Source organism: Oceaniovalibus sp. ACAM 378, from assembly GCF_008085915.1.
GTDB lineage: Bacteria > Pseudomonadota > Alphaproteobacteria > Rhodobacterales > Rhodobacteraceae > Oceaniglobus.
Map to the genome: position 1 here is coordinate 182,953 of NZ_VSJK01000007.1, position 26,497 is coordinate 209,449.

At 63.8% G+C, this 26,497-nt stretch carries 26 protein-coding genes and 1 riboswitch; of the genes, 12 read left to right on the plus strand and 14 right to left on the minus strand.

All coding sequences use genetic code 11. The features are described from left to right. Nucleotides 1-123: 123 nt before the first annotated feature. On the minus strand, nucleotides 124-360 hold the full coding sequence (locus FQ320_RS11260; protein ID WP_148472243.1) for a hypothetical protein: 237 nt from the start codon (nucleotides 358-360) through the stop codon (nucleotides 124-126). A gap of 203 nt (nucleotides 361-563) precedes the next feature. Here FQ320_RS11260 and FQ320_RS11265 point away from each other — a divergent pair, with 203 nt between their 5' ends. From FQ320_RS11265 to zapE, 3 genes are all read left to right on the plus strand, one after another. Next, entirely contained in the window at nucleotides 564-1,364 is an 801-nt protein-coding gene (locus FQ320_RS11265) for a Crp/Fnr family transcriptional regulator (RefSeq protein WP_148472245.1), read from the plus strand. A 724-nt stretch (nucleotides 1,365-2,088) separates the two neighbouring features. After that, entirely contained in the window at nucleotides 2,089-3,270 is a 1,182-nt protein-coding gene (locus FQ320_RS11270) for a TIGR03862 family flavoprotein (RefSeq protein WP_148472247.1), read from the plus strand. A gap of 146 nt (nucleotides 3,271-3,416) precedes the next feature. After that, nucleotides 3,417-4,481, plus strand: coding sequence for a cell division protein ZapE (zapE, locus tag FQ320_RS11275; RefSeq protein ID WP_148472249.1), 1,065 nt, complete (start codon nucleotides 3,417-3,419; stop codon nucleotides 4,479-4,481). 88 nt (nucleotides 4,482-4,569) lie between these two features. Here the strand turns inward: zapE and FQ320_RS11280 are convergent, their stop codons facing one another. The 3 genes from FQ320_RS11280 to thiB are packed head-to-tail and all read right to left on the minus strand — an operon-like array spanning nucleotide 4,570 to nucleotide 7,854. Next, nucleotides 4,570-5,262, minus strand: a complete 693-nt coding sequence (locus FQ320_RS11280) for an ATP-binding cassette domain-containing protein (protein ID WP_148472250.1) — start codon at nucleotides 5,260-5,262, stop codon at nucleotides 4,570-4,572. Continuing rightward, nucleotides 5,249-6,883, minus strand: a complete 1,635-nt coding sequence (locus FQ320_RS11285) for a thiamine/thiamine pyrophosphate ABC transporter permease ThiP (RefSeq protein ID WP_148472252.1) — start codon at nucleotides 6,881-6,883, stop codon at nucleotides 5,249-5,251. The genes FQ320_RS11280 and FQ320_RS11285 overlap by 14 nt, the downstream gene beginning before the upstream one ends. Continuing rightward, nucleotides 6,859-7,854, minus strand: coding sequence for a thiamine ABC transporter substrate binding subunit (gene thiB / locus FQ320_RS11290; protein WP_148472254.1), 996 nt, complete (start codon nucleotides 7,852-7,854; stop codon nucleotides 6,859-6,861). The genes FQ320_RS11285 and thiB overlap by 25 nt, the downstream gene beginning before the upstream one ends. Nucleotides 7,855-7,911: 57 nt before the next feature. Then, nucleotides 7,912-8,010, minus strand: a riboswitch (TPP riboswitch). 137 nt (nucleotides 8,011-8,147) lie between these two features. On the opposite strand from thiB, the gene FQ320_RS11295 reads away from it, so the two are divergent. Further along, complete coding sequence (locus FQ320_RS11295) at nucleotides 8,148-9,020, plus strand: DMT family transporter (protein WP_255509467.1); 873 nt, start codon at nucleotides 8,148-8,150, stop codon at nucleotides 9,018-9,020. A 76-nt stretch (nucleotides 9,021-9,096) separates the two neighbouring features. Next, nucleotides 9,097-10,200, plus strand: a complete 1,104-nt coding sequence (aroC, locus tag FQ320_RS11300) for a chorismate synthase (protein ID WP_148472256.1) — start codon at nucleotides 9,097-9,099, stop codon at nucleotides 10,198-10,200. A 46-nt stretch (nucleotides 10,201-10,246) separates the two neighbouring features. On the opposite strand, the gene FQ320_RS11305 is transcribed toward aroC, so the two are convergent. The 10 genes from FQ320_RS11305 to FQ320_RS11350 all read right to left on the minus strand — a co-directional run bounded on the left by FQ320_RS11305 (nucleotide 10,247) and on the right by FQ320_RS11350 (nucleotide 19,982). After that, nucleotides 10,247-10,615 (minus strand): PRC-barrel domain-containing protein, encoded by a 369-nt coding sequence (locus FQ320_RS11305; protein ID WP_148472258.1) that lies wholly within the window; start codon nucleotides 10,613-10,615, stop codon nucleotides 10,247-10,249. A 77-nt stretch (nucleotides 10,616-10,692) separates the two neighbouring features. Further along, nucleotides 10,693-11,586 carry a DMT family transporter gene (locus tag FQ320_RS11310; RefSeq protein WP_148472260.1) on the minus strand — a complete coding sequence of 298 codons (894 nt, stop codon included), beginning with the start codon at nucleotides 11,584-11,586 and terminating at the stop codon, nucleotides 10,693-10,695. A 131-nt stretch (nucleotides 11,587-11,717) separates the two neighbouring features. After that, nucleotides 11,718-12,128 (minus strand): MarR family winged helix-turn-helix transcriptional regulator, encoded by a 411-nt coding sequence (locus tag FQ320_RS11315; protein ID WP_148472263.1) that lies wholly within the window; start codon nucleotides 12,126-12,128, stop codon nucleotides 11,718-11,720. Continuing rightward, on the minus strand, nucleotides 12,125-12,709 hold the full coding sequence (locus tag FQ320_RS11320; RefSeq protein ID WP_148472265.1) for an amino acid synthesis family protein: 585 nt from the start codon (nucleotides 12,707-12,709) through the stop codon (nucleotides 12,125-12,127). Before FQ320_RS11320 ends, FQ320_RS11315 begins: the two co-directional genes overlap by 4 nt. Beyond that, complete coding sequence (locus tag FQ320_RS11325) at nucleotides 12,706-13,290, minus strand: amino acid synthesis family protein (RefSeq protein ID WP_148472266.1); 585 nt, start codon at nucleotides 13,288-13,290, stop codon at nucleotides 12,706-12,708. Before FQ320_RS11325 ends, FQ320_RS11320 begins: the two co-directional genes overlap by 4 nt. Further along, nucleotides 13,283-14,116 carry a UPF0280 family protein gene (locus tag FQ320_RS11330; RefSeq protein WP_148472268.1) on the minus strand — a complete coding sequence of 278 codons (834 nt, stop codon included), beginning with the start codon at nucleotides 14,114-14,116 and terminating at the stop codon, nucleotides 13,283-13,285. The genes FQ320_RS11325 and FQ320_RS11330 overlap by 8 nt, the downstream gene beginning before the upstream one ends. Then, nucleotides 14,113-15,555: a 6-hydroxynicotinate reductase gene (locus tag FQ320_RS11335; RefSeq protein ID WP_148472270.1), complete on the minus strand. Its 1,443-nt coding sequence runs from the start codon at nucleotides 15,553-15,555 to the stop codon at nucleotides 14,113-14,115. The genes FQ320_RS11330 and FQ320_RS11335 overlap by 4 nt, the downstream gene beginning before the upstream one ends. Continuing rightward, nucleotides 15,552-18,278, minus strand: a complete 2,727-nt coding sequence (locus FQ320_RS11340; protein ID WP_148472272.1) for a molybdopterin cofactor-binding domain-containing protein — start codon at nucleotides 18,276-18,278, stop codon at nucleotides 15,552-15,554. The genes FQ320_RS11335 and FQ320_RS11340 overlap by 4 nt, the downstream gene beginning before the upstream one ends. Beyond that, entirely contained in the window at nucleotides 18,271-19,146 is an 876-nt protein-coding gene (locus FQ320_RS11345) for a xanthine dehydrogenase family protein subunit M (protein WP_255509468.1), read from the minus strand. The genes FQ320_RS11340 and FQ320_RS11345 overlap by 8 nt, the downstream gene beginning before the upstream one ends. A gap of 53 nt (nucleotides 19,147-19,199) precedes the next feature. Beyond that, nucleotides 19,200-19,982 (minus strand): copper chaperone PCu(A)C, encoded by a 783-nt coding sequence (locus tag FQ320_RS11350; protein WP_187393867.1) that lies wholly within the window; start codon nucleotides 19,980-19,982, stop codon nucleotides 19,200-19,202. A gap of 34 nt (nucleotides 19,983-20,016) precedes the next feature. Here FQ320_RS11350 and FQ320_RS11355 point away from each other — a divergent pair, with 34 nt between their 5' ends. The 7 genes from FQ320_RS11355 to FQ320_RS11385 all read left to right on the plus strand — a co-directional run bounded on the left by FQ320_RS11355 (nucleotide 20,017) and on the right by FQ320_RS11385 (nucleotide 26,495). Further along, nucleotides 20,017-21,423, plus strand: coding sequence for a hypothetical protein (locus tag FQ320_RS11355; RefSeq protein ID WP_148472275.1), 1,407 nt, complete (start codon nucleotides 20,017-20,019; stop codon nucleotides 21,421-21,423). A 95-nt stretch (nucleotides 21,424-21,518) separates the two neighbouring features. Continuing rightward, complete coding sequence (locus tag FQ320_RS11360; protein ID WP_148472277.1) at nucleotides 21,519-22,814, plus strand: ABC transporter substrate-binding protein; 1,296 nt, start codon at nucleotides 21,519-21,521, stop codon at nucleotides 22,812-22,814. A gap of 28 nt (nucleotides 22,815-22,842) precedes the next feature. Beyond that, complete coding sequence (locus tag FQ320_RS11365) at nucleotides 22,843-23,247, plus strand: VOC family protein (protein WP_187393868.1); 405 nt, start codon at nucleotides 22,843-22,845, stop codon at nucleotides 23,245-23,247. Between the two features lie 3 nt (nucleotides 23,248-23,250). Continuing rightward, complete coding sequence (locus tag FQ320_RS11370) at nucleotides 23,251-24,177, plus strand: branched-chain amino acid ABC transporter permease (protein WP_148472280.1); 927 nt, start codon at nucleotides 23,251-23,253, stop codon at nucleotides 24,175-24,177. Further along, the gene (locus FQ320_RS11375) at nucleotides 24,177-25,112 is read left to right on the plus strand and encodes a branched-chain amino acid ABC transporter permease (protein ID WP_148472282.1); all 936 of its coding nucleotides are present in this window, start codon (nucleotides 24,177-24,179) and stop codon (nucleotides 25,110-25,112) included. The genes FQ320_RS11370 and FQ320_RS11375 overlap by 1 nt, the downstream gene beginning before the upstream one ends. Next, entirely contained in the window at nucleotides 25,100-25,807 is a 708-nt protein-coding gene (locus FQ320_RS11380; protein ID WP_148472284.1) for an ABC transporter ATP-binding protein, read from the plus strand. The genes FQ320_RS11375 and FQ320_RS11380 overlap by 13 nt, the downstream gene beginning before the upstream one ends. Next, a complete protein-coding gene (locus tag FQ320_RS11385; protein ID WP_148472286.1) occupies nucleotides 25,800-26,495 on the plus strand; it encodes an ABC transporter ATP-binding protein in 696 nt (231 codons plus the stop codon). Before FQ320_RS11380 ends, FQ320_RS11385 begins: the two co-directional genes overlap by 8 nt. The last annotated feature ends 2 nt before the right edge of the window (nucleotides 26,496-26,497 follow it).

Sequence of the window (26,497 nt, forward strand, 5' to 3'; positions counted from 1 at the left end):
AGAATGAAACGAAGAAAACGACCGCGGACCAGAACCATGACACCCCCTGTCAGGCGTGCAAGTCAGAGCCGGACCATGGGTAAATCCGGGGCCACCCCGACGCCATTCGCATGGGCTGCGGCGCTACGGACGCCGCACGGAATTTCCACGATCAACGATGCGGATGATCAACGCCGCCACCACCGCGTTGTTGTCGGTAAGCACCAGATCCCCGGTCACCGAGCCGTGGGTGACTGCGAGATCGCGCAGACTCCCCATGATTGCCGTTTCGGGAAGGATCGCGTGATCGTTCAGCGCCAGAAACAGGGGTTCGCAAATCGTCAGCGCTGCGGCACAAGAAATATCGTCTGGAACCGGCATTTGGCAAGTTCCTTTCGGGGGCTGACCCCGTGCCATTGCATCATTGGGCGCTCGGTCCTGTCATCAAACAGCATCGCAGAGAAAGACTCCTGCCGTCCTGACCCGCAGCGATTTATACCTCGGCCGCATCAACTTGTGATAATATCTGGATACTATCTCGCATCTGTCTTCCGTATTTTCACGACGGAAAGGGTGGCCATCGTATGACTGCGCAGGACAGCCCACTGGCCCGCAAGCTCGGTGCATACCTAAGCCTGTCCAAGGCGGAACTTACTGTCCTTGAAAGCTTTCATGGTGAGCGGCGCAGCTTTCCCGGCGGGAAAGAGCTGATTCACGAAGGACAGCCGGCACCATCGGCATTTGTTCTGTTCGAAGGTTGGGCAAGTTCGTTCAAAGTGCTGCGCGACGGCGGACGGCAGATCGTCGACTTTCAGATTCCGGGGGATTTTCTGGGTTTGAGCAACGTACTACTGCGCAAGTCCGACCACTGTATTGAGTCGATTACGGATATAAAGGCATCCCAGTTCGACGCTGCCGATCTGTTCGGCGCGATTGAAACCTGCCCGCGCATTGCCTCCGCCGTTCTCTGGGCCGCTTCGTCGGATGAGGCGGCTGCCGTTGAGCGTCTGGTCAGCCTCGGGCGCCGGGATGCCTTGGAACGGATGGCGCATTTCCTGCTGGAACTGGGGGCGCGGCTGAAGCAGGTCGGGCTTGCCACGCGCCAAAGCTATGCCTGCCCGCTGTCGCAGTATCATCTTGCCGATGCCTTGGGCCTGAGCCCTGTGCACGTCAACCGCGTGCTGCGTCAGTTGCGGGAAGACGGGCTTTTGACCTTTCGCAACGGTCGGGTCGTGTTCGACGATTTCGACCGGTTGGTGACACTCTGCGACTTCGACATGGCCTATCTCGACTATGAAGGGCCGGTATTGAAAACAAGCAGTTGGGAGGCGCGAAAGGGCACAAAGACTGAAGCGACGCCGCAGGGGGGGACAGAACGAATCTGATTGGAGTTAAGCAAAGAAAATAGGATCATCAGTACTTCCCAGATGACGGCGGCGTTTCCGGTATCAGACCTCGATCCAGCAATTTGTCGCACGCCGCTTCGCCCATAACATTGTTTGAAAACAGAGTTTTTTGAAATGGCCTTGTGCGGGCCATTCTCACTCGGACAAAAGAGCACAAGATCATAGCCGCTCCAATTCAGGTCTCCCAACACCCGGGGCATCAGCCCGAGGTATCTTTGGTGACGCTTTCGGGCAAAGGTCAGCCGCCCGACAAGGGTCTGGATCAACGGACGCGCGGCCAGTTTCCGGGACAGTCGCGCCGGATCAAGCACTTAGGTGAATAGTCGTCCTGAGGATAGAGGTGCAGCATCTGCGCCTACACCCGTTCGCCGCCGCGCGTGCCCACCTACCAATAACGGATCAGCGATACGGCGCAGTGGCACAGGGCTGGCGAGAGCTTCAGCGTGACATGCGATAATCCCCGGACACCCTTTGTTGTTGTCGCATGTATTAAGCCTCACTCGGTCAGCAGGTCTTTCGAGTGTCGGAAGGGTCGTGTTGCAGCCCGTCCATCCGCCCGCTATGCAACAGTCGCAATTTGCAAAGGGGCGGGCATGGCCGAACATTTCTGGGGTGACGGATCGGACCGCCGCGCAAACCGGCAGGCGGTGGTCTCTGACACCCGGTCTGCACATCGCTGCTCCGCTGTCCGGCTGACCCTCACATGAAACATGCACTGGTCATCGGCGGCGGGCCTGCCGGGCTGATGGCGGCGGGCGAACTGGCGCGGGCCGGTCTGTCGGTGACTTTGGTCGAGGCGATGCCGACCGTCGGGCGCAAGTTTCTCATGGCCGGGAAATCGGGGCTCAACCTGACGCTGGATGTCCCACAGGACGCACCGTTTGACGCCGTTCTGACCGCCTGCAAAGCGCCAGCACCGGTGCATGACGCCCTGCGCGACTTCGGTCCGTTGGCGGTGCAGGATTGGGCGCGCGATCTGGGTCAGCCGGTGTTCACCGGCAGCACGGGCCGGGTGTTTCCCGTAGCGATGAAGGCCTCGCCCCTGTTGCGCGCCTGGTTGGCCGACCTGCGCAGGCTGGGGGTCGATATCCGGACACGCTGGCGCTGGACCGGCTGGAACGAGGGCTTTGAATTTGCCACGCCAGAGGGTGCGGAAACGCTGACCCCCGATGTCTGTGTTCTGGCCCTTGGCGGCGCAAGCTGGGCGCGGCTCGGATCGGACGGCGCATGGGCCGCTCTGCTCGCGGATCGGGGGGTGGCGCTGACGCCGTTCGCCGCGTCCAATGCGGGGTTGTCGGTGGATTGGTCCGCCCCCATGGCCAAAGTGTTCGGCCAGCCGGTGAAAGGCGTCGCGATCCGTGCGGGCAACGCCCTGCATCGCGGCGAATTCGTGATCACGGCACGAGGTCTTGAGGGCGGCGGCATCTATCACCTCTCGCCTGCGGTGCGGGCGGGCACGCCGCTGACGCTTGATCTGCTGCCCGACTGGCCGATCGCCCGGGTTGCCGAGCGCCTGTCACGCCCCCGGGGCAAAGCAAGCATCGGCAACTGGCTGCGCAAGTCGCTGAAACTCGATCCCGCCCGCCTTGCGCTGCTGCTGGAATTTGCTCGCCCGCTGCCCAGTGGCCCGGAACTGGCGAAAATCGCCAAGGCTCTGCCTTTGCGTCACGCCGGACTGCGCCCGATGGACGAGGCGATATCAACGGTGGGCGGTGTTGCTGCCGCCGCACTGGACCAGCGATTGATGCTCGAGACCGCGCCCGGCACCTTTGTGGCCGGGGAAATGATCGACTGGGATGCACCCACCGGCGGGTATCTTCTGACCACCTGTTTCGCCACCGGACGGATGGCGGGGCGACAGGCTGCGGCGTTTGCGCTCGGCTGATTTCAGGCGGGGAGGGCTGTTGCCAAGTGCCCTTGGCGGATCGACAGGTGCAGGATTGCCCAAATCGCCCCCGACCCGCCAAAGCCGCAGCGCTTGACTCGACCGTTGCGACGAGTAGCGTCGCGCGACTTCGAAAAGGATCATCAATGCCACCGTTCAGCCAGATTTATGACGCCCGCATCGCCGACGGGACGTTGAACGACGATCCGGTCCAGCGCGCGATCCTGCCCGAATTCGAACGTCTGCGCACCGCCCTGAACCAACCCCCGAAACGCAACGGATTCTTTTCCCGCAAAGCCCCCGAGCCGATCCCCGGCCTGTACATCTGGGGCGGTGTCGGGCGGGGCAAATCGATGCTGATGGATCTGTTCTTTCAGTCCGTCGACATGCCCGAAAAACGCCGCGTCCACTTTCATGCCTTCATGCAAGAGGTCCACGCAGGCATGATTGCTGCCCGCAAACGCGGTGTGGATGACGCGCTGGAACCGGTGGGCGAGGCTCTGTCGCGCGATCTGCGCCTGCTGTGTCTGGACGAGATGCAGATCAGCGACATCACCGACGCGATGATCGTCGGGCGGCTGTTCGGCATGCTGCTGAAGGCCGGTGTGGTGATTGTCACAACATCGAACCGGGTGCCTGACGACCTGTACAAGAATGGACTGAACCGGCAATTATTCTTGCCGTTCATCGATCTGCTGAAATCGCGGCTGGTGGTGCATGAACTGGCCGCCGCACGGGATTACCGACAAGAGCGGCTGGGTGGGTCGCCGGTGTATTTTCATCCGGTTGACAAGGCCGCGCGCAGCCAGATGGATGCGCTGTGGGAGACATTGGCCTCTGACGATGTTGCGCCGCTGGTGCTGCATGTACAGGGGCGGGAGGTGGAGCTGCCACAGTTCTCGGGCGGGGTGGCGCGGGCGGGGTTCTGGGATCTCTGCGGCCGTGCCTTGGGGGCCGCCGATTATCTCGCGGTGGCCGATGCGGTCCGGATTCTGCTGCTGGATGGCATCCCCCGGCTGAGTTCGGAGAACTATAACGAGGCCCGGCGTTTCGTCACCCTGATCGACGCGCTTTACGAGGGGCAGGTCCGGCTGATCGCTTCGGCGGCCGATGTGCCCGAAAACCTGTATCTGGAAGGCGCCGGACTGTTCGAGTTCGAACGCACTGCCTCACGTCTGCGCGAGATGCAGGCCGCGGATTGGGGCCCATGAGGCAGCGCACCCCGATAAGGGGACTGTACAAATTTTCAAAGAAAATTTGGCCTCCGGCGGGAGTATTTTCACAAGGAGAAGCCGGGCGTCACCCGAGATATTCGCGCAGCGCGGCGGGGGGCGCATCAAGCAGCGCCCCGGCGAGAGAAGGCGGATGCGCGACACCATCGGCCACGACGACCAGATCGCCGCCCAGCGCCCTTGCGTCAGCGGGATCATGGGTGACCATCAGCAGGGTGGCGCGGGTGGACACGAGCAGGGATTTGACCAGCGCAATCATTTCCGCGCGCAGGGCCGGGCCGAGCGCCGCGAAGGGTTCATCGAGCAGGACCAGCGGGCGGTCCTGCACCAGCATCCGCGCCAGCGCAGCACGACTTTGCTGACCGCCCGACAGGGTGGCGGGCTTGCGCGTGGCAAAACCTGCCAGTCCGACCTGCGCCAGCGCATCCTGGACGCGGGCGGTTTCTTTCGTGTTCAGGCGGCCCGAGGGGCGCAGGCCGAGTGCCGCGTTTTCAAACGCGGTGAGGTGCGGAAACAGGTTGTTGTCCTGAAAGATCATCGCGACCGGGCGTTTGCCGGGCGAAAGGGCTTCCAGATCGGTGCCTTGCCACAGGATTCGGCCCTGTGCCGGCGCGAAGAACCCACCAATCGCGGCCAGCAGCGTGGATTTCCCGGCCCCCGAAGGCCCCATCACCGCCGTTCGGCTGCCCCGTGTGACGCTGAAATCGGCAGTCAGGCGGAAATCACCCTGCTCCAGCACGACTTGTTCAAACGTCAGCATCCACCCGCCCCCCGCGATCAAAGATCCAGAACACCGCAAGGCTGAGCCCCAGCAGCAACAGCGCAACCCCCGCCGCCTGATCCATCCGGTAAGCCGCCATCAGCCGGTAAAGCAACAGTGGCAATGTTGCCTGCCCCGGATCGGCAAACAGCGTCACGACGCCCAGATCGCCCATGGACAGCGCCCCCGCCAGCGCGGCGGAGAACCCCAAGGGACGGCGCAGTCGTGGCAGGGTCAACCGGGTAAGGCGCGCGGTGCCGGTCATCCCGAGACTGTCGGCCAGGCGTCCGAACCGCGACTCGACCTCGGCCGCGGCGGGCACAAGGGCGCGCAGGGCAAACGGCAGCGCCATCACTGCATTGACCAGCGCGGTCACCGGCAGGGCCAACGCCACTGGATCGGTCAGCGGGAACAGGATCAGGAACAGTCCGGTCCCGATCACCAGCGGCGATGCGGCAATGGCCAGATATCCCACAGGCTCCATCCAGCGGCCCATCCGTGGGTGACGCACGATCGCCAGCGTCATCGCCAACGCCAGCACCAGCGTCACCGCCACCGAAAGCCCCGCCACCCAAAGCGAACGCCAGGCCGCCGCCCAGACCTGCACCGGCAGATCGGCAAGCGCGGGCAATCCGCGCGCCGCGATCGCCGCCAGCGGTGTCAGCAGGAACGTGGCCGCCAGCGTGATCCACAAGGCATCGATCACGCGCAGGGCAAGGCGGTCAGCGTCCCACCGGCGGACGCTGCGGTCCAGTCCTGCCCCGGTCACCACTGGCACCGCGATACGCAACGCGATCAGCGCCGCAGCCCCGGACATTGCAAGCTGGATCAGCGCAAGGACAGCCGCCCGCGACAGATCGAAATCGAGCCGGAACGCGTGGTAGATCGCCAGTTCCACGGTTGTCGCCCGTGGCCCGCCCCCCAGTGTCAGCGCAACGGCAAAGGAGGTGGTACAGATCAGGAAGATCACCATGAAGGTTCCCGGCAGCACTGCCCGCAGCATCGGGCGTTCGAGCAGACGGGCGATGTCGCGCGGTGTGGCGTCCAGCGTGGCGGCGAGGCGGAACCGTTCTGCCGGGATCGCCAGCCAGCCTTGCAAAATCAGCCGCGTCGCCAGCGGCAGGTTGAAAAACACATGCGCCAGAATCACCCCATGCAAGCCATAGATGCCGATGGGATCGAACCCGATCAGACCCAGTGCCTGCGACACCCAGCCACTGCGCCCGAACACCGCCAGCAGACCCAGAACCGCGACGATCACCGGCAGGATGAAGGGCGCGCCCATCAGCGTGACCAACACCGCTCGCCCCGGAAACCGCCGCCGCGCCAAGCCCCGCGCCACCGGCACGGCCAACGCGACGGAAAGCAGCGCCGACAGCGCCGCCTGCCATAGGGTGAAGCGAATCGCGGCCCAGTCCTGTGGCCCAATGCGGAAACCGCCCTCGGCCCGGATCAGAACGGCGGCCACGGTGCCAAGGGTCAATGCCAGAACCGCAAGCGTCGCCGCGACTCCGGCGATGCCTGTGCGGGTCACCGCCACCCGTCCCACTGCACCAACCACTGGCAGCACCCCAGCCCGGACCCGAGCGCGGCCGGTTACCGGCCCAGCGCGGTCAGCCATTCTTCCAGCGCCACATCACGTGCATGATCCGCCTCATCCGCGCCGAACAGCAGCGCGGTGTCGGGAACGATCAAACTGTAGAAGCCTTCGGGCAAACCGCCCGTCGGGGTCACCGCAGGATACATCCAGTTCGTCGTCGGAATGACCGACTGGAACGCATCCGTCACCATGAAGCGCAGAAAATCATTGGCCAGTTCGATCTTGTCCGACGAGGCGATGCTGGCCGCGACTTCGACCTGAAGATAGTGGCCTTCGCTGAACGGCACGGCGACCTTGGTGTCGTCGTCTTCCGCGATCACATGATAGGCGGGCGATGTGGTATAGCTCAGCACTATGTCGGCCTCGCCCTCAAGGAACATGCCATAGGCTTCGCTCCAGCCCTTGGTCACGGTCACGATATTGTCGGCCAGCCCCTCCCAGATTGCCTGTGCCTCGTCGCCATAAGCCGCCTTGATCCAGAGCAGCAGGCCCAGACCGGGGGTGGACGAGCGGGGGTCCTGAATCAGGATTTTGGCGTCACTGGCGCCAAGCGCACGGAAATCAGTGGGCAGATCCGCGCCCCGTGTGCCGACAAAGGCGAAATAGCTCCAGTCATAGGGGACGAACATGTCGTCTTCCCACTCGACCGGCATGTCGAAATCCACGTCGCCCAGACCGTGCAGCCCGAACAGCCCGGTTTCGGCGGCGGCGTGGGTCAGGTTGGTGTCCAGCCCCAGCACCACGTCGGCCTTGGTGCGTGTCCCTTCCAGCCGCAACCGGGCCAGCAGGGCGGCGCCGTCGCCCGCGGCGACGAATTGCAGATCGCAGGCACAGATCGCCTCAAAGGCCGTTTCGATGGCCGGTCCGGGGCCCCATTCGGACACGAAACTGTCATAGGTATAGACGGTCAACACAGGTTTTCCCTGTGCGGCGGCAGGCAAGGCAAGCGGCAACGCGGCAAGGGCTGCGAAGATGGCAAGACGATGGAACATGGATCGATCCTCCAATGGCCCGGGCAATCCGGGCAGTGCGATGATCGGAGTGGGGTAGAGGACAACTCTGACCTTCCCTCCGCCGGTGCTAACCGGTTCAGGTTCAACGGGTCTGCTTGCGCATCTCAGCCACGACTGGCCCCCCGAGGTGGGACAAAGGCTATCCCCCGGCGGGATCTCTTGCAAGGGCAGGCCGCCCATTGCCCCCGGCCCCCCTGCGGTTGGCGCGTTTGCCGTTGCCCGGGCGGCGGCTGCGGCCTAGGTTGCGGCGGAGTATTGCAGAAAGACCCTTCATGCCGACATCTCTGACGGACCCGATGTCGGGTACGGTTTTCATGGCTGTGATCGCGGCGGCGCTGCTGCATGCCGTGTGGAACGCACTGGTCAAGGGCGGTGGCGACAAACGGCTGGCGATGTGTGCCGTGGTGGTCGGGCATGTGCCGCTTGCAGTTATCGCGCTGTGCATCGTTCCGGCCCCCGATCCGGCCAGTTGGCCGTATCTTCTGGGCGGGATCGTGCTGCATGCCGGATATCAGATATTTCTGGTCCGGGCCTATAACTCGGGCGATCTGACACAGGTTTATCCGATTGCGCGGGGATCGGCACCGCTGATCGTCGGACTGGTGTCGGTCACGGTGCTGGGTGTCACGCTGGCGCCGCTCGAAATGCTTGGGATTGCGGCGATCGCGGCCGGAATCCTGTCCATCGCGCTGGTCCGGCAAAAGGACGGGCTGCGCAATCCGGCGGCCGCAAGGCTGGCGCTGGTGACCGGCTGTTTCATCGCGTCCTATTCGCTGGTCGATGGATTGGGCGCGCGGGTGGCCGGCACCTCTTTCGGCTTCTACAGTTGGCTTGCGCTGGGCAATGCTGCGATCTTTCTGGGGTATATGCTGCGCGTCGCCCCGCAGACGATTCCAGGTCTCTGGGGATCAGCGCGTGTGGCCTTCGTGGTGGGCGGCTCGGCCTCTTATGCTGCCTATGCGATGGTCGTCTGGGCGTTTACACAGGCACCGATTGCCATGGTGACCGCACTGCGCGAAACCTCCATCGTCTTTGCGCTGCTGATCGGCGTGGTTTTCCTGAAAGAACCGATGAACCTGCTGAAGGTTGTATCGACCATGACCACGCTGTTTGGTGCATTGCTGTTGCGACTGGCCCGGCTTTGAACCCCAACCCTGTCGCTGCGCGCCTTTTCCCCCGTCGCCATTTGCCGTAAAGACATCGGCAAGGAGATCTGCCCACATGAGCCTGAACACCTTCGGTCACCTGTTTCGCGTCACCACCTGGGGCGAAAGCCACGGCCCCGCCCTCGGCGCCACCGTTGACGGTTGCCCGCCCGGCGTGCCCATCGCGGCGGCGGATCTGCAACACTGGCTGGACCGCCGCAAACCGGGGCAGAACAAATACACCACCCAGCGGCGCGAAGCGGATGAGGTTGAAATTCTGTCCGGTGTGTTCGAAGGCCTGTCTACCGGGACACCGATTCAATTGGCGATCCAGAACACCGACCAGCGCAGCAAGGATTACGGCGACATCGCCGAGAAATTCCGCCCCGGTCATGCCGATATCACCTATTGGCAGAAATACGGCATCCGCGATCCGCGCGGTGGCGGGCGGTCGTCGGCGCGTGAAACCGCAGCCCGGGTCGCAGCGGGCGGTGTGGCGCGGGCGGCGCTGGCGGCACTCGTGCCGGGGCTGACGATCACCGGTTACATGGTGCAGATGGGGCCGCGCACCGCCGACCGCGCCCGGTTCGACATGGCCGAGATTGAAAGAAACCCGTTCTGGACTCCGGATGCACAGGCGGCAGCCGACTGGGCCGGATATCTGGACGACCTGCGCAAATCGGGCAATTCGGTCGGCGCCGTGGTCGAGGTTGTCGCCAAAGGCGTTCCGCCCGGCCTTGGCGCACCGGTCTATGCGAAGCTCGACACTGAACTAGCCGCCGCGATGATGAGTATCAACGCCGTCAAGGGTGTGGAAATCGGCGAAGGCATGGGCGCCGCCGCCCTGACCGGCGAAGAGAATGCGGACGAGATCTTCATGGGGGATGACGGGGTGCCGGTGTTTTCCAGCAATCACGCCGGCGGTATTCTGGGCGGAATTTCAACCGGTCAGGATGTGGTGGTGCGGTTCGCGGTCAAGCCGACATCATCAATCCTCAAGCCGCGCCAGACGATCAGCAAGTCGGGCGATACCGCCGAGATCATAACCAAAGGACGGCACGACCCCTGCGTCGGGATACGCGCCGTTCCGGTGGGCGAGGCGATGATGGCCTGTGTCCTGCTTGACCATCTGCTGTTGGATCGCGGTCAGACCGGTGGTGTGCGTGGCCGGATAGGGTGACTGTGGCCACGCACCTTGAGCCCGTAAAGTAAGTCAGAGCCGGGAATCAGAGCCAATAATACGGCAGTCCAAAGTGGCTGTAGGTCTGTTTTTCCCAATCGCGGTCCCGCGCCCAGTCATCTTCGCGCAGCGGCAGGCCCTCGACCTGCTCCTTGGTGATGTCGCTGACATATCCACCACGGTCGCGATCATAGTGTAGCTTAGCCCAAGGGATCGCCATGTGGTCTTCGCCAATCCCGAGAAAGCCGCCGAAGCCCATCACGGCATATCCGATCTTGCCGCTGACCTTGTCGATCATCAGGTGATCAATTTCACCAATATGGTCGCCCGACGGGCTGTAAACGGCGGTGCCATTCACGTCAGAGGATGAGATCAGCCCGCTGTGCGAGGTCGATTGTTCTGTTGCAGTTGTCATTGGAAACTCCTTTCCAGCGATGTCTGCAGATTCAATCGCCAAGCGGGAAAAAAGTTCCGGCCCCCTTAAGTCCGCCCTTAAGTCCGGACGTAGGGCGCAGGCGGGATTCGGTTCGTCTTGGAGATTTGCACCGCGAAGATACCGGCGGTGATGATCGCCACGCCAAGAACATCGATCCATCCGAGATGCTCGCCAAGCAAAATGGCAGCGACGCTGACCCCCAGAAACGGGTTCAGGAAGTGGAACGTGGCCGCACGCACCGCGCCAATCCTTTCGACCAGCACGAACCAGACCAGCGTCGCCACCAGCCCCGGAACCAGTGTGGTATAGGCGAATGCAGCCACCAGCCGGGTTGACCAGTTGACCGTAAAGGTTTCGGTGACCAAGGCGACAGGGGCAAGAAAAGCCGCGCCCACAAGCATCTGCAATCCCACCACCATCAGCAGATTGCCCTTGGCCGCCAAGCCCCGCACCGACAGGGTGGCGACGGTCAGCGCCATGGCTGCCAGAATACACAGCACCAGACCGGTCAGATCGACCCCGCCGGAAAGGCGCGACCCCATGATCAGCAACACGCCGAACATACCGGCCCCGAGCCCCGCCAGTGCAAGCGGTCTGGTCCGGTCGCCAAGGAACATCCAACCCGCCAATGCCACCATCAGCGGCAACGACGATGCAATGATCGACGCCAGTCCCGCCTCGATCTGCTGCATGGCAACAAAGTTCAGCCCAAGGTACAGCGCGTTCTGGCAGATGCCGAATATTATCGTCGCCCGCCACTGGCCGCGCGTCAGGTGCCAGGTCTGGCCAAGCATCCGGGCGATGGCGATGCCGATCAGCCCCGATATCAGGAACCTCAGGGTCAGCGCCGTCAACGGTGGCGCATCGAGCACGATCATCCGCGCGCTGGTAAAGGCCGAAGACCACATCGCCGCAAAGGCCACTCCTAGAACGATTGCGCGAAAATCCATGTCTGCCCCGGGGTTGACCTGATCGCCTGCTATCCCATTGCCGGGGCCAGGTCAGCCGCAAAATTTCGGTGACGGGGAAGGAACATAGGCAGAAAGGAAGATGAGTATTTGTGCAAAGAAGAAACCCGGGATCAGATCAAACGGGTGAGAAGTGCCACCAATGTGGCGCTGTCTTCTGGCGACAGGGCGGAAAGAGTTTCGCCGGTGATCGTTTCGCCCGCTTCATGTAGATTAGAGATCATCGCCTGACTCTGCGCAGTCAGGTTGATCCGGTTGCGGCGTTTGTCGCCGGGATAGGCGGAAAGCGCGACCAGCCCCTTGGCGCGCAACCGGTCGACCACACCCTTGATTGTGGCCACGTCCATGGCCGTTGCCCGGCCCAGTTCGTTTTGGGACAGCGGACCCAGTTGATCAAGCCGGACCAACGCCGAAAACTGTGTCGGCGTCAGGCCGGCGGGGGCATGCGCCTGAAAGATCAGCCCATGGCGCTGGCTGACCTGACGCAGGATGTAACCCACCTGTTCGTCAAGGACATAGGTCATCGCAACCCGTCCTTTCCCACCGCCTCGGCGTGGGTCAGTCCGCCAACGCGCGGCAGGGGACGCCCGCTGTCGGTGATGGCGACGGCGACCATGATCTCGTTGGCGCGGGGGGCATCGTTCAGCCGCACCTCGACCCCGTCGAAATGGCTGCGGACATAGGCGGCGTCCTTGTGGCCCAGAGGCACGTCCAGATCCTGACCCGGGCCGCCCATTTTCTTTGATGACGGGACCAGCGCGGCGCCGCTTTCCACCGCTTCGCGCAGGGGCGCGCCGAGTTTCGGATGCAGGATTGCGGCGGCATGTTCCAATTCGCCGTTTTCCCCAACCATCGCCGCCTTGCCATAGCTTTCGGCCTGTCCCGGCTCTATGCGCAGAGCGGCGACACAACGTGCGCCCAGCAGCGCGCCCAGTTCGGCGCCGATATCCATCAGCGGCGTAAGGTCTTCGACATAGCGCCCGGCAAAGGGATTGGCGATAACGGCCACTGCCACCGCCTTGCGTGTTGGCGGTTGGATCGGGCGGCCCATTTCGGTGTGTGTCTCTTCGACCCAGACGGCGATCTTGCGGATTTGCGCGCTCATCGCAGCCCGTCCTTTCCGGTGATATCGACGGCCGACAGACCTCCGGATCGGCTGTGGATACGCGCACCTGTGGTCATCACCAGAACATACATCAACTCGGCGGCGCGGGGCGAATCGTTCAACCCCACCTCCATGCTGTCGAAATGGCTGCGCACATAGGAGGCGTCGATATGGGTCACCGGCACGTCGAGCCGCGTGCCAACTCCACCGACTTTTTTCGTTGAAGGCACAATGGCCATGGGTGCGCCCAGAACCTCGCGCATCGAGTATCCGCCCGGGGCGTGCCAAAGCGCGCCATGCTCCAACTCGCCCTCGCTGCCGATGATCGCGCCTTTGCCATAGCCCTCGATCGCCTTTGGATCGCCGCCAAGATCGGCCAGAAGGCGGCGTGCCATGGACAGGCCGAGCGGTTTCAAATCCTCCATGAACGGCTGGATATCGGCGACATAACGACCCGCAAAGGGGTTGGCGATCACTGCCATCACTGCGCCACGTTTCAGCGGGCGGTCGGGGGCGGGGCCAAATTCGTGGAACACCTCCTCGATCTGGGTGGCGATCTTTCTGATCCTGACCTCAGGCATGGGCGGGTTCCTTTCTTGGAATGGTATCGATGTGACCGACAATCTGTTGGGTGTTCGCCAGAACCAGAGCCGCCGCTGTGATCAGCCCGCTTGCCCGCAGAGATTCGGCAAATGCGGCGCCACGGGTCAGGGCGGTACGGGTCTCGGCGGGGGTCAGCGGGCCGACATGGGTGACAACCGGGCGGGTGCCCAGATCACTGTCGTCGCGGAGCGTGTTGGCCGGAGCGCGGCGAATGGCAGGATGGCCCGGCAGATCGACGGCATTGGCAATCAGCGTCGCAGCGGCGTCGGCCATGGCGGCCGTGGGTGCCAGCACCGTCACCTGATCGGCAATGCCCATGGTCAGGCTGCGCCCGCCCCGCCCGCTGGTGGCGATGCCGCGCACGGGATCGTCGGCACTGATCGCGATCCGCCCCAGATCGCGACGATCCAGACCGGCCCGCGCCAGACGAAACGACTCTCCCTGCGTCAGATGCAGTGCAATGTCGCCGCCGTTGTTCACATAGGCCCGTTGCAATCCGCAGATCGGAACCATCGCCGCCAACACCGCATCGGCCACCGCCCCCGCCACCGCCGCCATGGGCGTGACGAAACACTCAAACGGCTGAACCGCCTGCCACATGGCGCGGGCAATCCCGCCCCGGGGCTGCGGCCCGTGGTCGCGGCGCAGCAGGGGCAGTTCAGCGACCAGTTCATCCAGCACGGTGGAAAACCGCGCCGTGGCTGCGATAAACGCCCGTTCGCGCGCGCCATCCGCGCCGATCACCAGATCGATCGGTCCGTGTTGCAGATGCAGCCGGTCACCGGGCAGGCGCGCGGCGATCACTTTGCACCCCGGGGCAAGCGGCGGATGGCGGGGGTCAGCACGTCCTCTACCGGGCGGATACGGTCCATATGGCCGCCAAGTGCTGCGTAATCTTCGCGCCGCATGGTGAACTCGATGGGGGCGACCAGCGCGGGCGTGGGCACGTATCCGAAGGCATTGCTTGGCATTCGTGTCACATCGGCCATCACCGTAATGCCACCGCCGGGCCAGACATAGGCCTCGGCCCCGCCGACGGTCACGCGGGTCAGCGCGTCCTTGACGCTGCGGGTCAGGCCGACGGGGTTTTCGGTGACCCCGGCGCGCAATGACCCTCCCGCGCCGCCCATGAACAGCACGGAACACAGCGACGGTTCGCAGTTGTCGGCGATCCGTTCGGCAATGGCTCGCAGCGGGGCGGGGATTTCGGCGGGTTGTGGTGACAGATCGCCGTCCAGCACGAAATACGCCGATTGCTCACCGGTGGTGGAAATCATCAGCAACCGCAGCCCCGGCCATGCGATTTTGGGATCAACCGATTTGATGATCGTCAGCGGATCCGTCACATCGGTTCCGCCCCAGCCGGTGCCGGGATTGGCCACCTGAAAATACCGCCCCGGGGTCGAGCGCCGCCCGGTCACCCGGATACCTGCCGGGCGCATAGCGAGCTGTTTGCCCGCCTCATGTTCCGTCAGCACGCCGGTGATGTGATCGTCGACCACGACCACCTCGTCCACATGAGCGACCCATTGCTGTGCGAACATGCCGATGGCAGCCGATCCGCAGCCAACACGCATCAATTTCTCTGGCACACCGTCGATCACCGGGGCCCGCCCGGCCTGTACAATCAGAGTCACGCCATCGTCGACGGTCATTTCGACAGCTTCGCAGTTGCACAGCGCCAGCAGCGCGTCACAGGTCACGCGGCCTTCTTTTTTCGTGCCCCCGGTCAAATGCTCGACGCCGCCAAGGCTCAGCATTTTCGAGCCGTATTCCCCGGTCATCACATGGCCGATCGCCTCGCCATCCACCCGGACAATCGCGCGCTCCTCGCCGATGTGGCGGTCGGTGTCGATCTTCACTTTGACGCCGCAGTAGGAAAATATCCCCTCGGTCACGACGGTGATCATATCGGCATCGCCAACCATCTGGGACACGATGAACGGCGCCGGTTTATAGTCGGGATAGGTGGTGCCCGCCCCGATGGCGGTTACGAAAGGCCCGATCCGAATGGGGGCATCCACAATAGGCCGGTCGCCCTGCACAATGTCGCCGTCCCATTCGCGGCCCAGAAACGGCACCATCGGCCCGCCACCCTCAATCACCGTCAAAGGGTCCAGACGCACCAAGACACCTCCATGGTTGGCATAGCGGTCACAGGCCCCGGCCCGACCGTCAGAGATGAAACACATCACCGGGCAAGCATCGCAGCGGATCTTTTCGTCACCGGTTTTCGCGCTCATGTCCTGTCCTTCAGCAAGGTATGCAAACGCGACGGAGTGACGGGCACGGCCCGAACAGACACGCCCGTCGCGTGCCGGATCGCGTTAAGCAGTGCAGGCGCCGTGGGGATCAGCACGTGTTCGCCCAGCCCCTTGGCACCGTATGGACCATGGGCGTCGGGGTCTTCGACGATCAGGGTTTCGATCGGCGGAATGTCTCCGATAGTGGGGATCAGATAGTCGTGCAGGTTTTCGGTGCGACCGGGCAAATACTCCTCCATCAAGGCCATCCCAAGCCCCTGCGCGATGCCGCCCTGCACCTGACCCTCGACCAGCAGGGGGTTGATCGCCTGCCCCACATCATGGGCGGCGGTGAATCGCAGCGGTTTCACACAGCCCAGCGCCAGATCAACCTCGACCACGGCCAGATGCGCGGCATAGCCGAACTGTGCATAGGGGACGCCCTGCCCGTTCGCATCCAGAGGGCGCGTCGGCGGGTCATAGGTTTCGCAGGCGGCGAAGACATATCCGTCCCCGTCCGCAGGCAGTTGGTCCAGCGCCAGGTCGTGCCGTTCCGCCCCGTGGGTGACGGTGAGCGTGGCCCCTTCAAGCGCAATCGTGGCGGTCTCGGGCGCGTTGCAGCGTTGCAGGATCGACGCGCGCAAGGCCTCGCCGGACAGTTTTGCCGCCGCGCCGGTAACGAAGGTCTGGCGCGATGCGCTGGTTTTGCCCGCGTCCGGCGTCACATCGGTATCGCCGCCAATCAGGGTCAGCGCCGACAGCGGCACGCCCAGCGCTTGCGCGAAGATCTGCGCGATCACCGTATTCGCGCCTTGGCCGATGTCCATCGCGCCCTGATGCAGCATCACCGCGCCATCGGTCCGGATTCCCGCCTTGATCGTCGACGGGTTGGGCAATGACGTGTTGCCACAGCCGTACCATCCGCCGGCAATCCCGACGCCGCGTTTGACATGCTCTGATCCGGCATTGAACGCTGCGCATTCCGCCTTGGCAATCTCCCACGCCGGTTGCAGCGCGGCGAAACAGGCGCCGATCCCGACTCCCTGCGCGAATACCTGACCACAGACCGTGGGCACACCGTTGGCCAGCGCATTTTTCATCCGAAAGGCCAATGGGTCCATGCCCAGTTTCAGCGCGAGATCGTCGAACAGGCATTCCTGCGCGATGGCCGATTGCGGTACGCCAAAGCCACGAAACGCACCCGACGGCGGGCAATGGGTGTGGATACCGCGGGCAACGGCGCGGTAATCGGCGATACGGTACGGCCCCGAGGCATGTACCGGCACCCGGTTCGCCACAGTTGGCCCCCAGCTTGCATAGGCGCCAGTGTTGAAATCGCCCGCAAACGTCATGCCCGACAGGGTGCCGTCGGCCATCGCGCCGATCCTGACCCGCAGGTCCGATGGATGCCGCTTGGTCGTCGATTGCATGGATTCGCTACGGGAATAAGTCAGGCGCACTGGCCTGCCGGTCTTGATCGCCGCCAAAGCAAGGATCGGCTGCACCGAGAGATCCAGTTTTGCGCCGAACCCGCCGCCCACTGCGGTCGGCACGATCCGCACACGGTCGGCAGACCAGCCGAGAATTTCGGCAATGCCGTCGCGGTCCATCACTGGTGCCTGCGTGCAGGCGTGAATTTCAATCCGATCCCCGACCATCCGGGCAAATCCTGCTTCGGGTTCGATATAAGCGTGTTCGACAAACCCGCTGGAAAACCGCCCCTCGACCGTCACATCCGCCCGCGCCAGCGCCGCTTCGGCGTCGCCGCATTGCACGAACCCCTTGGTCATCACATTGCCCGCGCGGTCCGGGTGCAGGAGCGGCGCATCTTGAGCCAGCGCCTGTGGAACTGTCTGAACCGCTGGCAAAGGCTCCCATGTCACGGGAAAATCCGCCGGGTCGAACACGGCCAACACTTCGGCGTCGCCCACCACCGCCGCCACGGCCTCACCCCGGAACCGCGCTTCGCGTTCGGCAAAGACCGGTTGGTCGGCAAAGGCGGGAATGACACCAAAGACGTTGCGCCCGGTCACGTCAGCCGCGCTGAGCACTGCCGCTATTCCGGGCCGCGCGGCGTAGGCGTCCAGATCGCCAAGAGTAAAGGCGGCGCGCGGATGGGGCGAACGGATCACCCGGATCACCAGCGCGCCCTCGGGTGCCACATCATCGCCAAACCGCTCAGACCCGTCGACCTTGGCCGCGCCATCAATCCGCACCACCGCATCGCCCACAGCCCCCGCCCCGTGCAGCGCCGCAGGACGCCCGATCACCGCATCGACGATCTTGCGATACCCGGTACAACGGCACAGCACGCCTGACAGCGCATCCATCACCTGAACCTCACTCGGGCCCGGAACATCACGCAGCAGCGCGATGGCCGACACCAACATGCCCGGCGTACAGATGCCGCATTGCGCCGCCTGATGATCCTGAAACCGCTGTTGCAGCGCGACCATGGCCGGGTCGTCGTTCAGCCCGCGCAGGGTTTCGACCGACCGCCCCGCTGCCTGTTGAACCGGCATAAGACAGGCACAGACCGGCGCACCATCGACCAATACGGTGCAGGCGCCGCAATCCCCGGCATTGCAGCCCACTTTGACGTCGCGCGCACCGCAACGCTCACGCAGCGCAGCAGACAGGCGTTCGCCGACCCGGGGCGACAGGGTGACGGGTGTGCCGTTCAGCATCAGGCCGATGGTGGTATCCGCGCTGCGCTTATCCATCGGCGGCCCTCCTTACGGCGCGGTGAATCAACTCGGCCACCGCCGCCCTGCGATAGCCTGCCGTGCCGCGCACATCATCGATGGGTGACAGAGACGCCAGATGTTCCGGAGTGATCACCGGCAACGCGTCGGGCCTGCATCCGACCAGAGCGGACTCGAGCAGCGGCAGACGCTGTGCCACGGGCGATGCGGCACCGACAGCGATACGCGCCTGAGCAATCCAGGGGCCGTCCATCACCACCACCGCGGAAGCCATGACAATGGAGATCACCAGATACCGGCGACTGCCCAGTTTGACAAATGAGGCGCCGGCCCCCTCGGGCAGATCGGGAACATGAATCGCCGTGAGCAGCTCAGCGGGGGCCAGCGCCGTCTTGCGCACGCCAAGCAGGAAATCGGCCAAAGCCATCTGCCGCACGCCCGCCACGCTGCTCAGTTCGACCGTCGCATTCAGCGCCAGCAGTGGCGGCACCCCATCGGCGGCGGGCGAGGCGTTGCACAGGTTGCCCGCCACAGTGCCCGCGTTCTGGATCTGCACCGATCCAACCTTGCGCGCGGCCGCCTTCAGCCCGTCGAAACCGGCGGGCAACGCCGCGCTCATAACATCGCTCCAGGTCGCAGCACCACCGATCCGCCAGCCCGCGCCGTGGCGCGCAATACCGCGCATTTCGGCCACACGGCTGACATCCACCAGATCGGCGGGGGCTGGCAATTCGCCCAGCGCAGGAAACAAATCGGTACCACCCGCCACGATCCGCGCGCCGGTTGCCTGCCCCAGCGCGGTCAGCGCATCGGCCAGAGTCTCTGCTGCATGGTAGCCCAGGGTATGCCCCCTTTGCGGTGTCGGCCGGAGACGTCGTTCGTACACTAATCAAATGCGCGGACGGTTCCCGTGTCAATGGTTCTGACGGCTTCCGACGATCACGGCACCACAATCTGCACCGTCGCTGTGACCGGCGTGTCGCCCACCACATAGGCCCGATGGTCGTTGGTGTTCAGCGTCACCTCGACCTGATGTTCGCCCGGGGGCAGCGCACCGATCACCGCGCCCGGCGTATACATCCGCTGTAACTTGACCCCGTTCAGATACAGATGGCCATGACCATAGCCCGGAACATGGCCGATCCCATCCACCGGCTCGGTGAAGTGGAAATCCTTCGTCGCCACCGTCACCCGCCACCCGTTGCCCGACGGCACCACGTTCAGCGTCATCGCCGGGGCCGGTTCCCCCTCGCCCACACGGCAGATCCCCCCGAGCGACAACAGGCCCAGCGCCGCCGCTTCGCCCACCTGAACCGGGTCGGACAGAATCGCCCGTGTCGCGATGCGCCCGCCGCTGGCAAGGGACAGCGTGACCGGCACCACCGCGCCGTGGCGCAATCCGGGGTCCAGCCCGGTCATTCGCAGATGCGCGCCATCCACGGCCAGAATCGCGGTGCCCGGCCCGGGAAGCGTGATGTCGGGCGGACCGATAACCGATATTTGTCCGGCCAGCGGCGATTGCGCGCCAATAACCCGGTCCGGCCCGCCGCTGTTAGTCAGTGTCACGAACAGCCGCAGCGCGCCCGGTTCGCCCTCAATCGGCACGGCAACCGCCTGATCGGCGCGCACCTGCATTGGCGCGGGACGCAGGGCGAGAAACCCGGCGCCAGCCAGAACGACGCCCAGTGTCAGAAAAATCGCGAATATGCGGCGCAGGTTCATTGGCTTACCGGAACTGTTGTGGCTGAGTGGCAGCATGAAAACCGCAGACCGATCCGTCAACCTTGTCCGAGCGCTTAATCTTGCGTGTATCGCGGGGCTTTCGGCTGGCCCGGCATTGGCCCATCCGGCGCAAGGCGGCTTTGTGCTGTTGCTGCCGACGGGCGTTTATACCGCCGCAGGAGTCGGTGCCGTCGCGCTCAGCGTTCTTATCGTCGCGCTGGTTCCGCTGCGCGCCCTGGACCGGCTGTTCCCCGTGCCCCCCGCGCCTAAGGCTCCCGGGCGCGCAGCGACATTCGGCGGAATAGTCGCGTTGATCGCGCTGGCCGGTCTGATCTGGGTGGGATTTTACGGACCGCGCGATCCGCTGTCCAATCTGCTGCCGTTGGCGATCTGGACCCTGTGGTGGATCGGGTTTGTCACGCTTCAGGGCGCTTTGGGCGATCTATGGCGCTGGATCAATCCGTTCACCGGGTTTCACCGGACCCTGTGGGGCGATGTGCCGCCGCCCTTGCGCCTGCCCGGTTGGGTCGGGCACTGGCCCGCCGTGATCGGTTTCCTGCTGATCATCGGCTTCTCTCTGGCCGATATTGCGCCTGATGATCCGGCGCGGTTGGCGGGGTTTGTCATGGGGTATGCGCTGTTCACGCTGGCCGCGATGGCGCTGTTTGGTCGGGAGTGGCTGATGCGGGGCGAGTGTTTTACGCTGCTGCTGACCCTGTTCGCCCGGCTCGCGCCGTTTCAAGCTGGACGGATCGGCATGCCCGGGCGCGGCGCGTTGTCGTTGCCCATCGACCTGTCGCTGGCGGTTTTCATCCTGTCCCTGCTGGCCGCAGGCAGTTTTGACGGCCTGAACGACACGTTCTGGTGGATGGCGCGGATCGGGATCAATCCGCTGGACTTTCCCGGGCGCTCAGCGGTCGTCACTCCCACCACATTGGGCTTGATCGGCGCTGTCGCGCTGTTGATCGCCACCTTCGCGCTGGCGGTGCTGGCGGGATGGCTGCTGTTGCGCGCCTTTGCCCCCGCTGGGCCGCTGCCGCCGCTGAAACAGGCATTCTGCCGGTTGTCCCTGTCGGTGCTGCCCATCGCATTCGGCTATCACGTCGCGCATTTTCTGACGTCGTTTCTGGTCAACGTGCAATATTCTGTCGCCGCGCTGACCGATCCTCTGGCCAATGGGGCCGACCTGCTGAATCTCGGGCAGTTCTATGTGACCACGGGGTTTTTCAACACCCGCGCCACGGTGCAGGCGATCTGGCTGGCACAGGCGGGGGCGATCGTGATGGCCCATATCACAGGCGTTCTGCTGGCCCATCGGATTGCCGGAGGTCTATTTGGCGGCGGGCGAAGGGCGGTTCTGGGGCATTTGCCGCTTGCCCTGTTCATGGTGGCCTATACCTTGTTGGGATTGTGGCTGCTGGCGGCACCGCGCATTGGCTGACACCGAATGGCACAAAAAAAACTGGACAGATCATTGGCACACATACAACCATGCCCCATCGCCCCGATCAGAGGGCGGAGCACAGGAGGTTCATGATGAATCGGAAGACCCTACTTACTCCCGACTATTCCCGGCGCGGTGCGCTGAAAACGCTGGGCCTTGGTGCCGGAGCGCTGGCCGCGACCACGGCGATGCCCGGCTTTGTTCAGGCGCAAAGCAGCGCGCCGATCCGCATCGGATTTCAGGTGCACCGCACGGGTATCGGCGCCTCCTATGGCCGCTGGTATGATCGTACATCGCAGGCGGCGGTGAAACGGATCAATGACGCGGGCGGGATCAACGGACGGATGGTCGAATTGGTCGCCGAAGATGACGGGACCGACCCGAAACGCGGCGCCGAGGTGATCGAGAAATTCGCCACACAATCCAACTGTGACATCGCGTTCGGCACGTTGTTTTCCCATGTGGTGATCGGATCGGCCCCGCGGGCGGGCGAATTGAAACTGCCATACTTTGTGGTCTCCGAGGGGCATCATGTGGCCTCGGGGATGCTGAATCGCTATACCCTCCAGCCCGGCATCACCGATGTGAAAAGTCAGGTTCAGGCGATGGCCCCCTTCGTGGCGGAAAATCTGGGGAAAAAGGTCTGCATGATCTTCCCCGACTTCGCCTTCGGCCATGACCACCGCGATTATTTCGCCAAGGCGTTCGAGGCGCAGGGCGGCACGGTTAATGCGCTGATCGCCATTCCACCGACCGAAACCAGCTTTACCAAATACTTCCCGCAGATCCCCCGCGATACCGAGGTGATCTATCACGTGATGACCGGCCCCGCGGTTCTGACCTTCGTGAAAGAACTGGGTGAATTCTTTGGTCCCTCGCGCCCCGAGCTGTTCGGCTATATCGACAGTCTGGAGGCCGTGGATATGGCCTCACCCGGTCTCGAATTTCTTGAGGGTTCCTATATGTGGGAAGGCAATCCGCGTTATGCTCAGGCCGACCAGACCGAGTATGACAAGGCCTACCGCGAAGCGGTCGGCGTGGACGACAACGGCGCCTCGGTTTCCGATGCACGGGATGTCAGCACCTATGCGCATATGTTCGGCTGCTGGGAAACGCTGAACGTCATCAAGGCCGGGATGGAAGCTGCGGATTACCAAGGCCCCCAAGACCGCGCCGCGTTGATCGAGGCGGTCGAAGCAATGAGCGATATGCCCGCCGGAGCGGACCACCCACAGGGCGCCAAAGTGTTCAACGGCAAGACGCATCAGGTGTTTGGCCACCAGTATATCAGCAAGGTCGAAGATGGCCGGTTGAACGTGGTCCATACCACCAGCATCGAAGACACGCTGTATGAGGACGAGGTGGATTACACCACGAGGTCGTTCTGATGCGGGCTATTCTGAAGGAGCCGTGCTGATGGCGAACAATGTCACTCCGTTCCTGACCTTTACCGGTCAGGGGCGCGATGCGCTGGAGCTTTACGCAGCAGTGTTTCCAAACGCCGAGGTGGAACAGCGAACCGAATTCGGCCCCGGAGAAGACGGTGTCGAGGGCACCCTGCGACAGGCTGTGCTGAAGATCGGCAAGGGGCGTGTCCGGCTTATCGACACACCGCACCGCACCGGGTTTCATTTTTCCTCGGCCATGTCGCTGTTCGTTGACTGTGACAGCGCGCAGGATGTGGATACCATCGCCGCCGCCCTGTCGGAGGGCGGTGAAACCCTGATGCCCGCCGACACCTATGACTTTGCCGAACGGTTCGCCTGGGTCGCCGACCCGTTTGGCGTCAACTGGCAGTTGTCCTATGGCGCGCGGACCTGACAAGTGGATTTCGGCCCGCATCTGATGCTTGCCATGCTGGAAGGCGCGGTCACGGCGGCAATCCTTGCGCTGACCGCCATGGGGCTGTCCGTGGTGTTTGGCGTGATGCGTGTGGTCAATGTGGCGCACGGCGAATTCTATATGCTCGGGGCGGTTATCGCATGGTTCGTCGCCAGCACCCTTGGCACCCATCCGGCGGTTGGGTTTGTCGCGGCACTGGTGATCGCGCCGCTGCTGGTCGGCGCGCTGGCCGCGCTGATTGATATCACTGTCCTGCAACGGATCGGCTATGACCCCGAGCGTACGATCGTCGCCACCATCGGCCTGCTGTATATCCTGCAACAGGGCACGCTGATGACCTTTGGCCCCGATGCCCGTCCCGTCGCGCCGCCGTTCAACACCCGCCTTGCCCTGCCCTTTGTCGAATGGGGTGAAAACGGGCTGGCGCTGTATTGGCCATGGGGGCTGTCGATCACATCCTACAAACTGTTCGTCACCGCTGCTGCGGCGGTGATCCTGATTGCGCTGTGGCTGTTCATGACCCGCACCCGCGCCGGGCTGATCATGCGCGCCACGCAACAGGACAGTGCCATGGCCCGCGCCTTTGGGATTCCGGTGGCCAAGGTCTATGCGCTGGTCTTTGGGCTTGGCGCGGCTTTGGCGGCGATGGGGGCGGTTCTGGTGGTGCCGATCCAGCAGGCGCATTACCTGATGGGGGGCGATCCGCTGCTTTTGTCGTTCATCGTGGTGATCATCGGCGGCCTCGGCTCACTTCCCGGAACGGTGATCGCCGCCCTACTGATCGGGATGAGCGATGGCGTGATCTCGGTCTTCTTCTCGCCGACACTGGCGAAAATCCTCGCGACACTGGCGGTTGCCATGGTTTTGGTGTTCCGCCCGCAAGGGTTGCTGGGGAAAAAGCCGCAGTGATGAACCGCCCGCTCGCCCTGCATCTGGTCGTGATTGCGGCACTGGCGGCGGCATTCTTTGTGCTGCCGGACTATCACTCGGGCAATCTGGCGCGGATCATGGTGCTGGCGGTCTATGCCATGGGGTACAATCTGGCGTTCGGATACACTGGGTTGCTGTCACTGGGGCATGCGCTGTTCTTTGCGGCGGGGATGTACGGGCTGGCGCTGTCGATGCAGCACCTGTCACTTACCGCCATCCCGGCCCTGATGGTTGCGCTGATCGCCTCGGCGCTGGTGGCGGGGATCACCGGCGCACTGGCGCTGCGCACCCGGGGCGTGGCCTTTATGATCGTCACGCTGATGTTCGCGCAGGCGGGATATCTGACCGCGCTGTATTTCGTGCAATACACCCGGGGAGACGAAGGCTTTGTCCTGCCCCAGGCGGTGCGGCAAATCGCAGGGGTCGATCTGTCATCCGCTATGGGGCGCTATTTCGCCGCGCTGATCCTGTTCTCCGTGACGCTGTTGATCATCGGCGCCCTTGTCCGCGCGCCGTTCGGACGCACCCTGATCGCGATCCGCGAGAACGAGGCACGGGCGACCATGCTCGGCTATGATGTGCAGCGGCGCAAATGGCTGGCGCTGGTGGCATCAGGCACGATTTCGGGCATGGCGGGGGCGGCGTACGCGCTGTTGTTCGGCTATGCCGGAGCCTCTTTCGCCGCTGTGCCCTATTCGATCTTTCCCCTGCTTTATGTGCTGCTGGGCGGTGCTGGCACGACGCTGGGCCCGCTGGTCGGGGCGGTGTTCATGTTCTATCTGATTGACCTGTCCAGCGGCGTGACCGACGCCTATATGCTGGTCGCCGGGGTGGTTCTGGTGCTGCTGACGCTGTTCCTGCCCCAGGGTCTGCTCGGCACGCTCAGGAAACGGTGGGTGCCATGGCTACCGTGATCCTCGAAACCCGCGGCCTGACGAAAACCTATGCCGGGGTGCAGGCAAATACTGACATTGATTTCGACCTGCCCGAGGGTCAGATCCGCGCGCTGATCGGCCCGAACGGTGCGGGCAAGACCACTTTCGTCGGCATGTTGTGCGGCCGCATCCCAGTCACACGCGGCAAGGTGATCTTCGACGGGCGCGACATCTCTGGCCTGCCGGCGCACAAACGCATCACCCTTGGCATCGCCTATACGTTTCAGATCACATCGGTTTTCGCCGGGCTGAGCGTGCACGAGAACATCGCGCTGGCCGCCCGCCGTGCCGGGGGCAATGCCGCCAGAGTGACTGAAACGCTGGAACGTGTCGGTCTGGCCGACCGGGCCGATCAGACGGCGGGCGATCTGTCCTATGGTCATCAGCGAATCCTTGAAATCGGCATGGGGCTGGCCCAATCGCCGCGCCTGTTCATCCTCGACGAACCGACGCAGGGGTTGGCGGAATCCGAGGTTGCGGCCTTCAAGACCCTGATCACCGGGCTGAAGAACACCACGATCCTGCTGATCGAACACAACATGTCCGTGGTCATGGAAACCGCCGATTACATCACGGTGCTGGACCAGGGCATGACACTGGCCGAAGGCACCCCCGACGCGATCCGCGCCAACCGGGCGGTGCGGGCTGCCTATCTGGGAACCGCCGATGCTTGAGATCGCGGATATCCACGCCGCCCATGGCCGGGTTCCCACGCTGACCGGGGTATCACTGAGGGCAAGGGCCGGGGAAATCACCTGCCTGCTGGGGCGCAACGGCGCGGGCAAGACCACAGTGATGCGCTGTATCATGGGGCTGCTGCCGATCACGGCGGGGGCGATCATGCTGGACGGCGAGGCTCTGCACACCCTGCCCACCGAACAGATCGCGCGACGGCGCGTCGGCTATATCCCGCAGGGCCGCCGGTTGTTCGCCGAATTGAGTGTGGCGGAAAACATCGAAATCGGCCTGATGACCTGTGGCGAGGGCCGGGACACCCGCGACTGGGTGCTCGACATATTTCCCCGCCTGCGCGAACGTCTGGGCCAACGCGCGGAAACGCTTTCAGGCGGAGAACAGCAGATGCTTGCGACCGCCCGCGCCCTGTGTCTGCGGCCCCGCGTCCTTTTGCTGGACGAACCAACCGAAGGCCTGCAACCCAGCATGATCGAACAGATCCGCCAGGTCGTGCTGCGGATGAAAGCCGAAGGCGTCGCGGTGGTGCTGGTCGAGCAGCGGATGGAGGCGATCCTGTCCATGGCCGATCATGCAGCATTCATCGAAACCGGGCGCAGCATCGAGACGGTTTCCGCCGCCGCCCTGCGCGCCGACCCAACGATCCTCCCCCGCCATCTAGGAGTCTGACC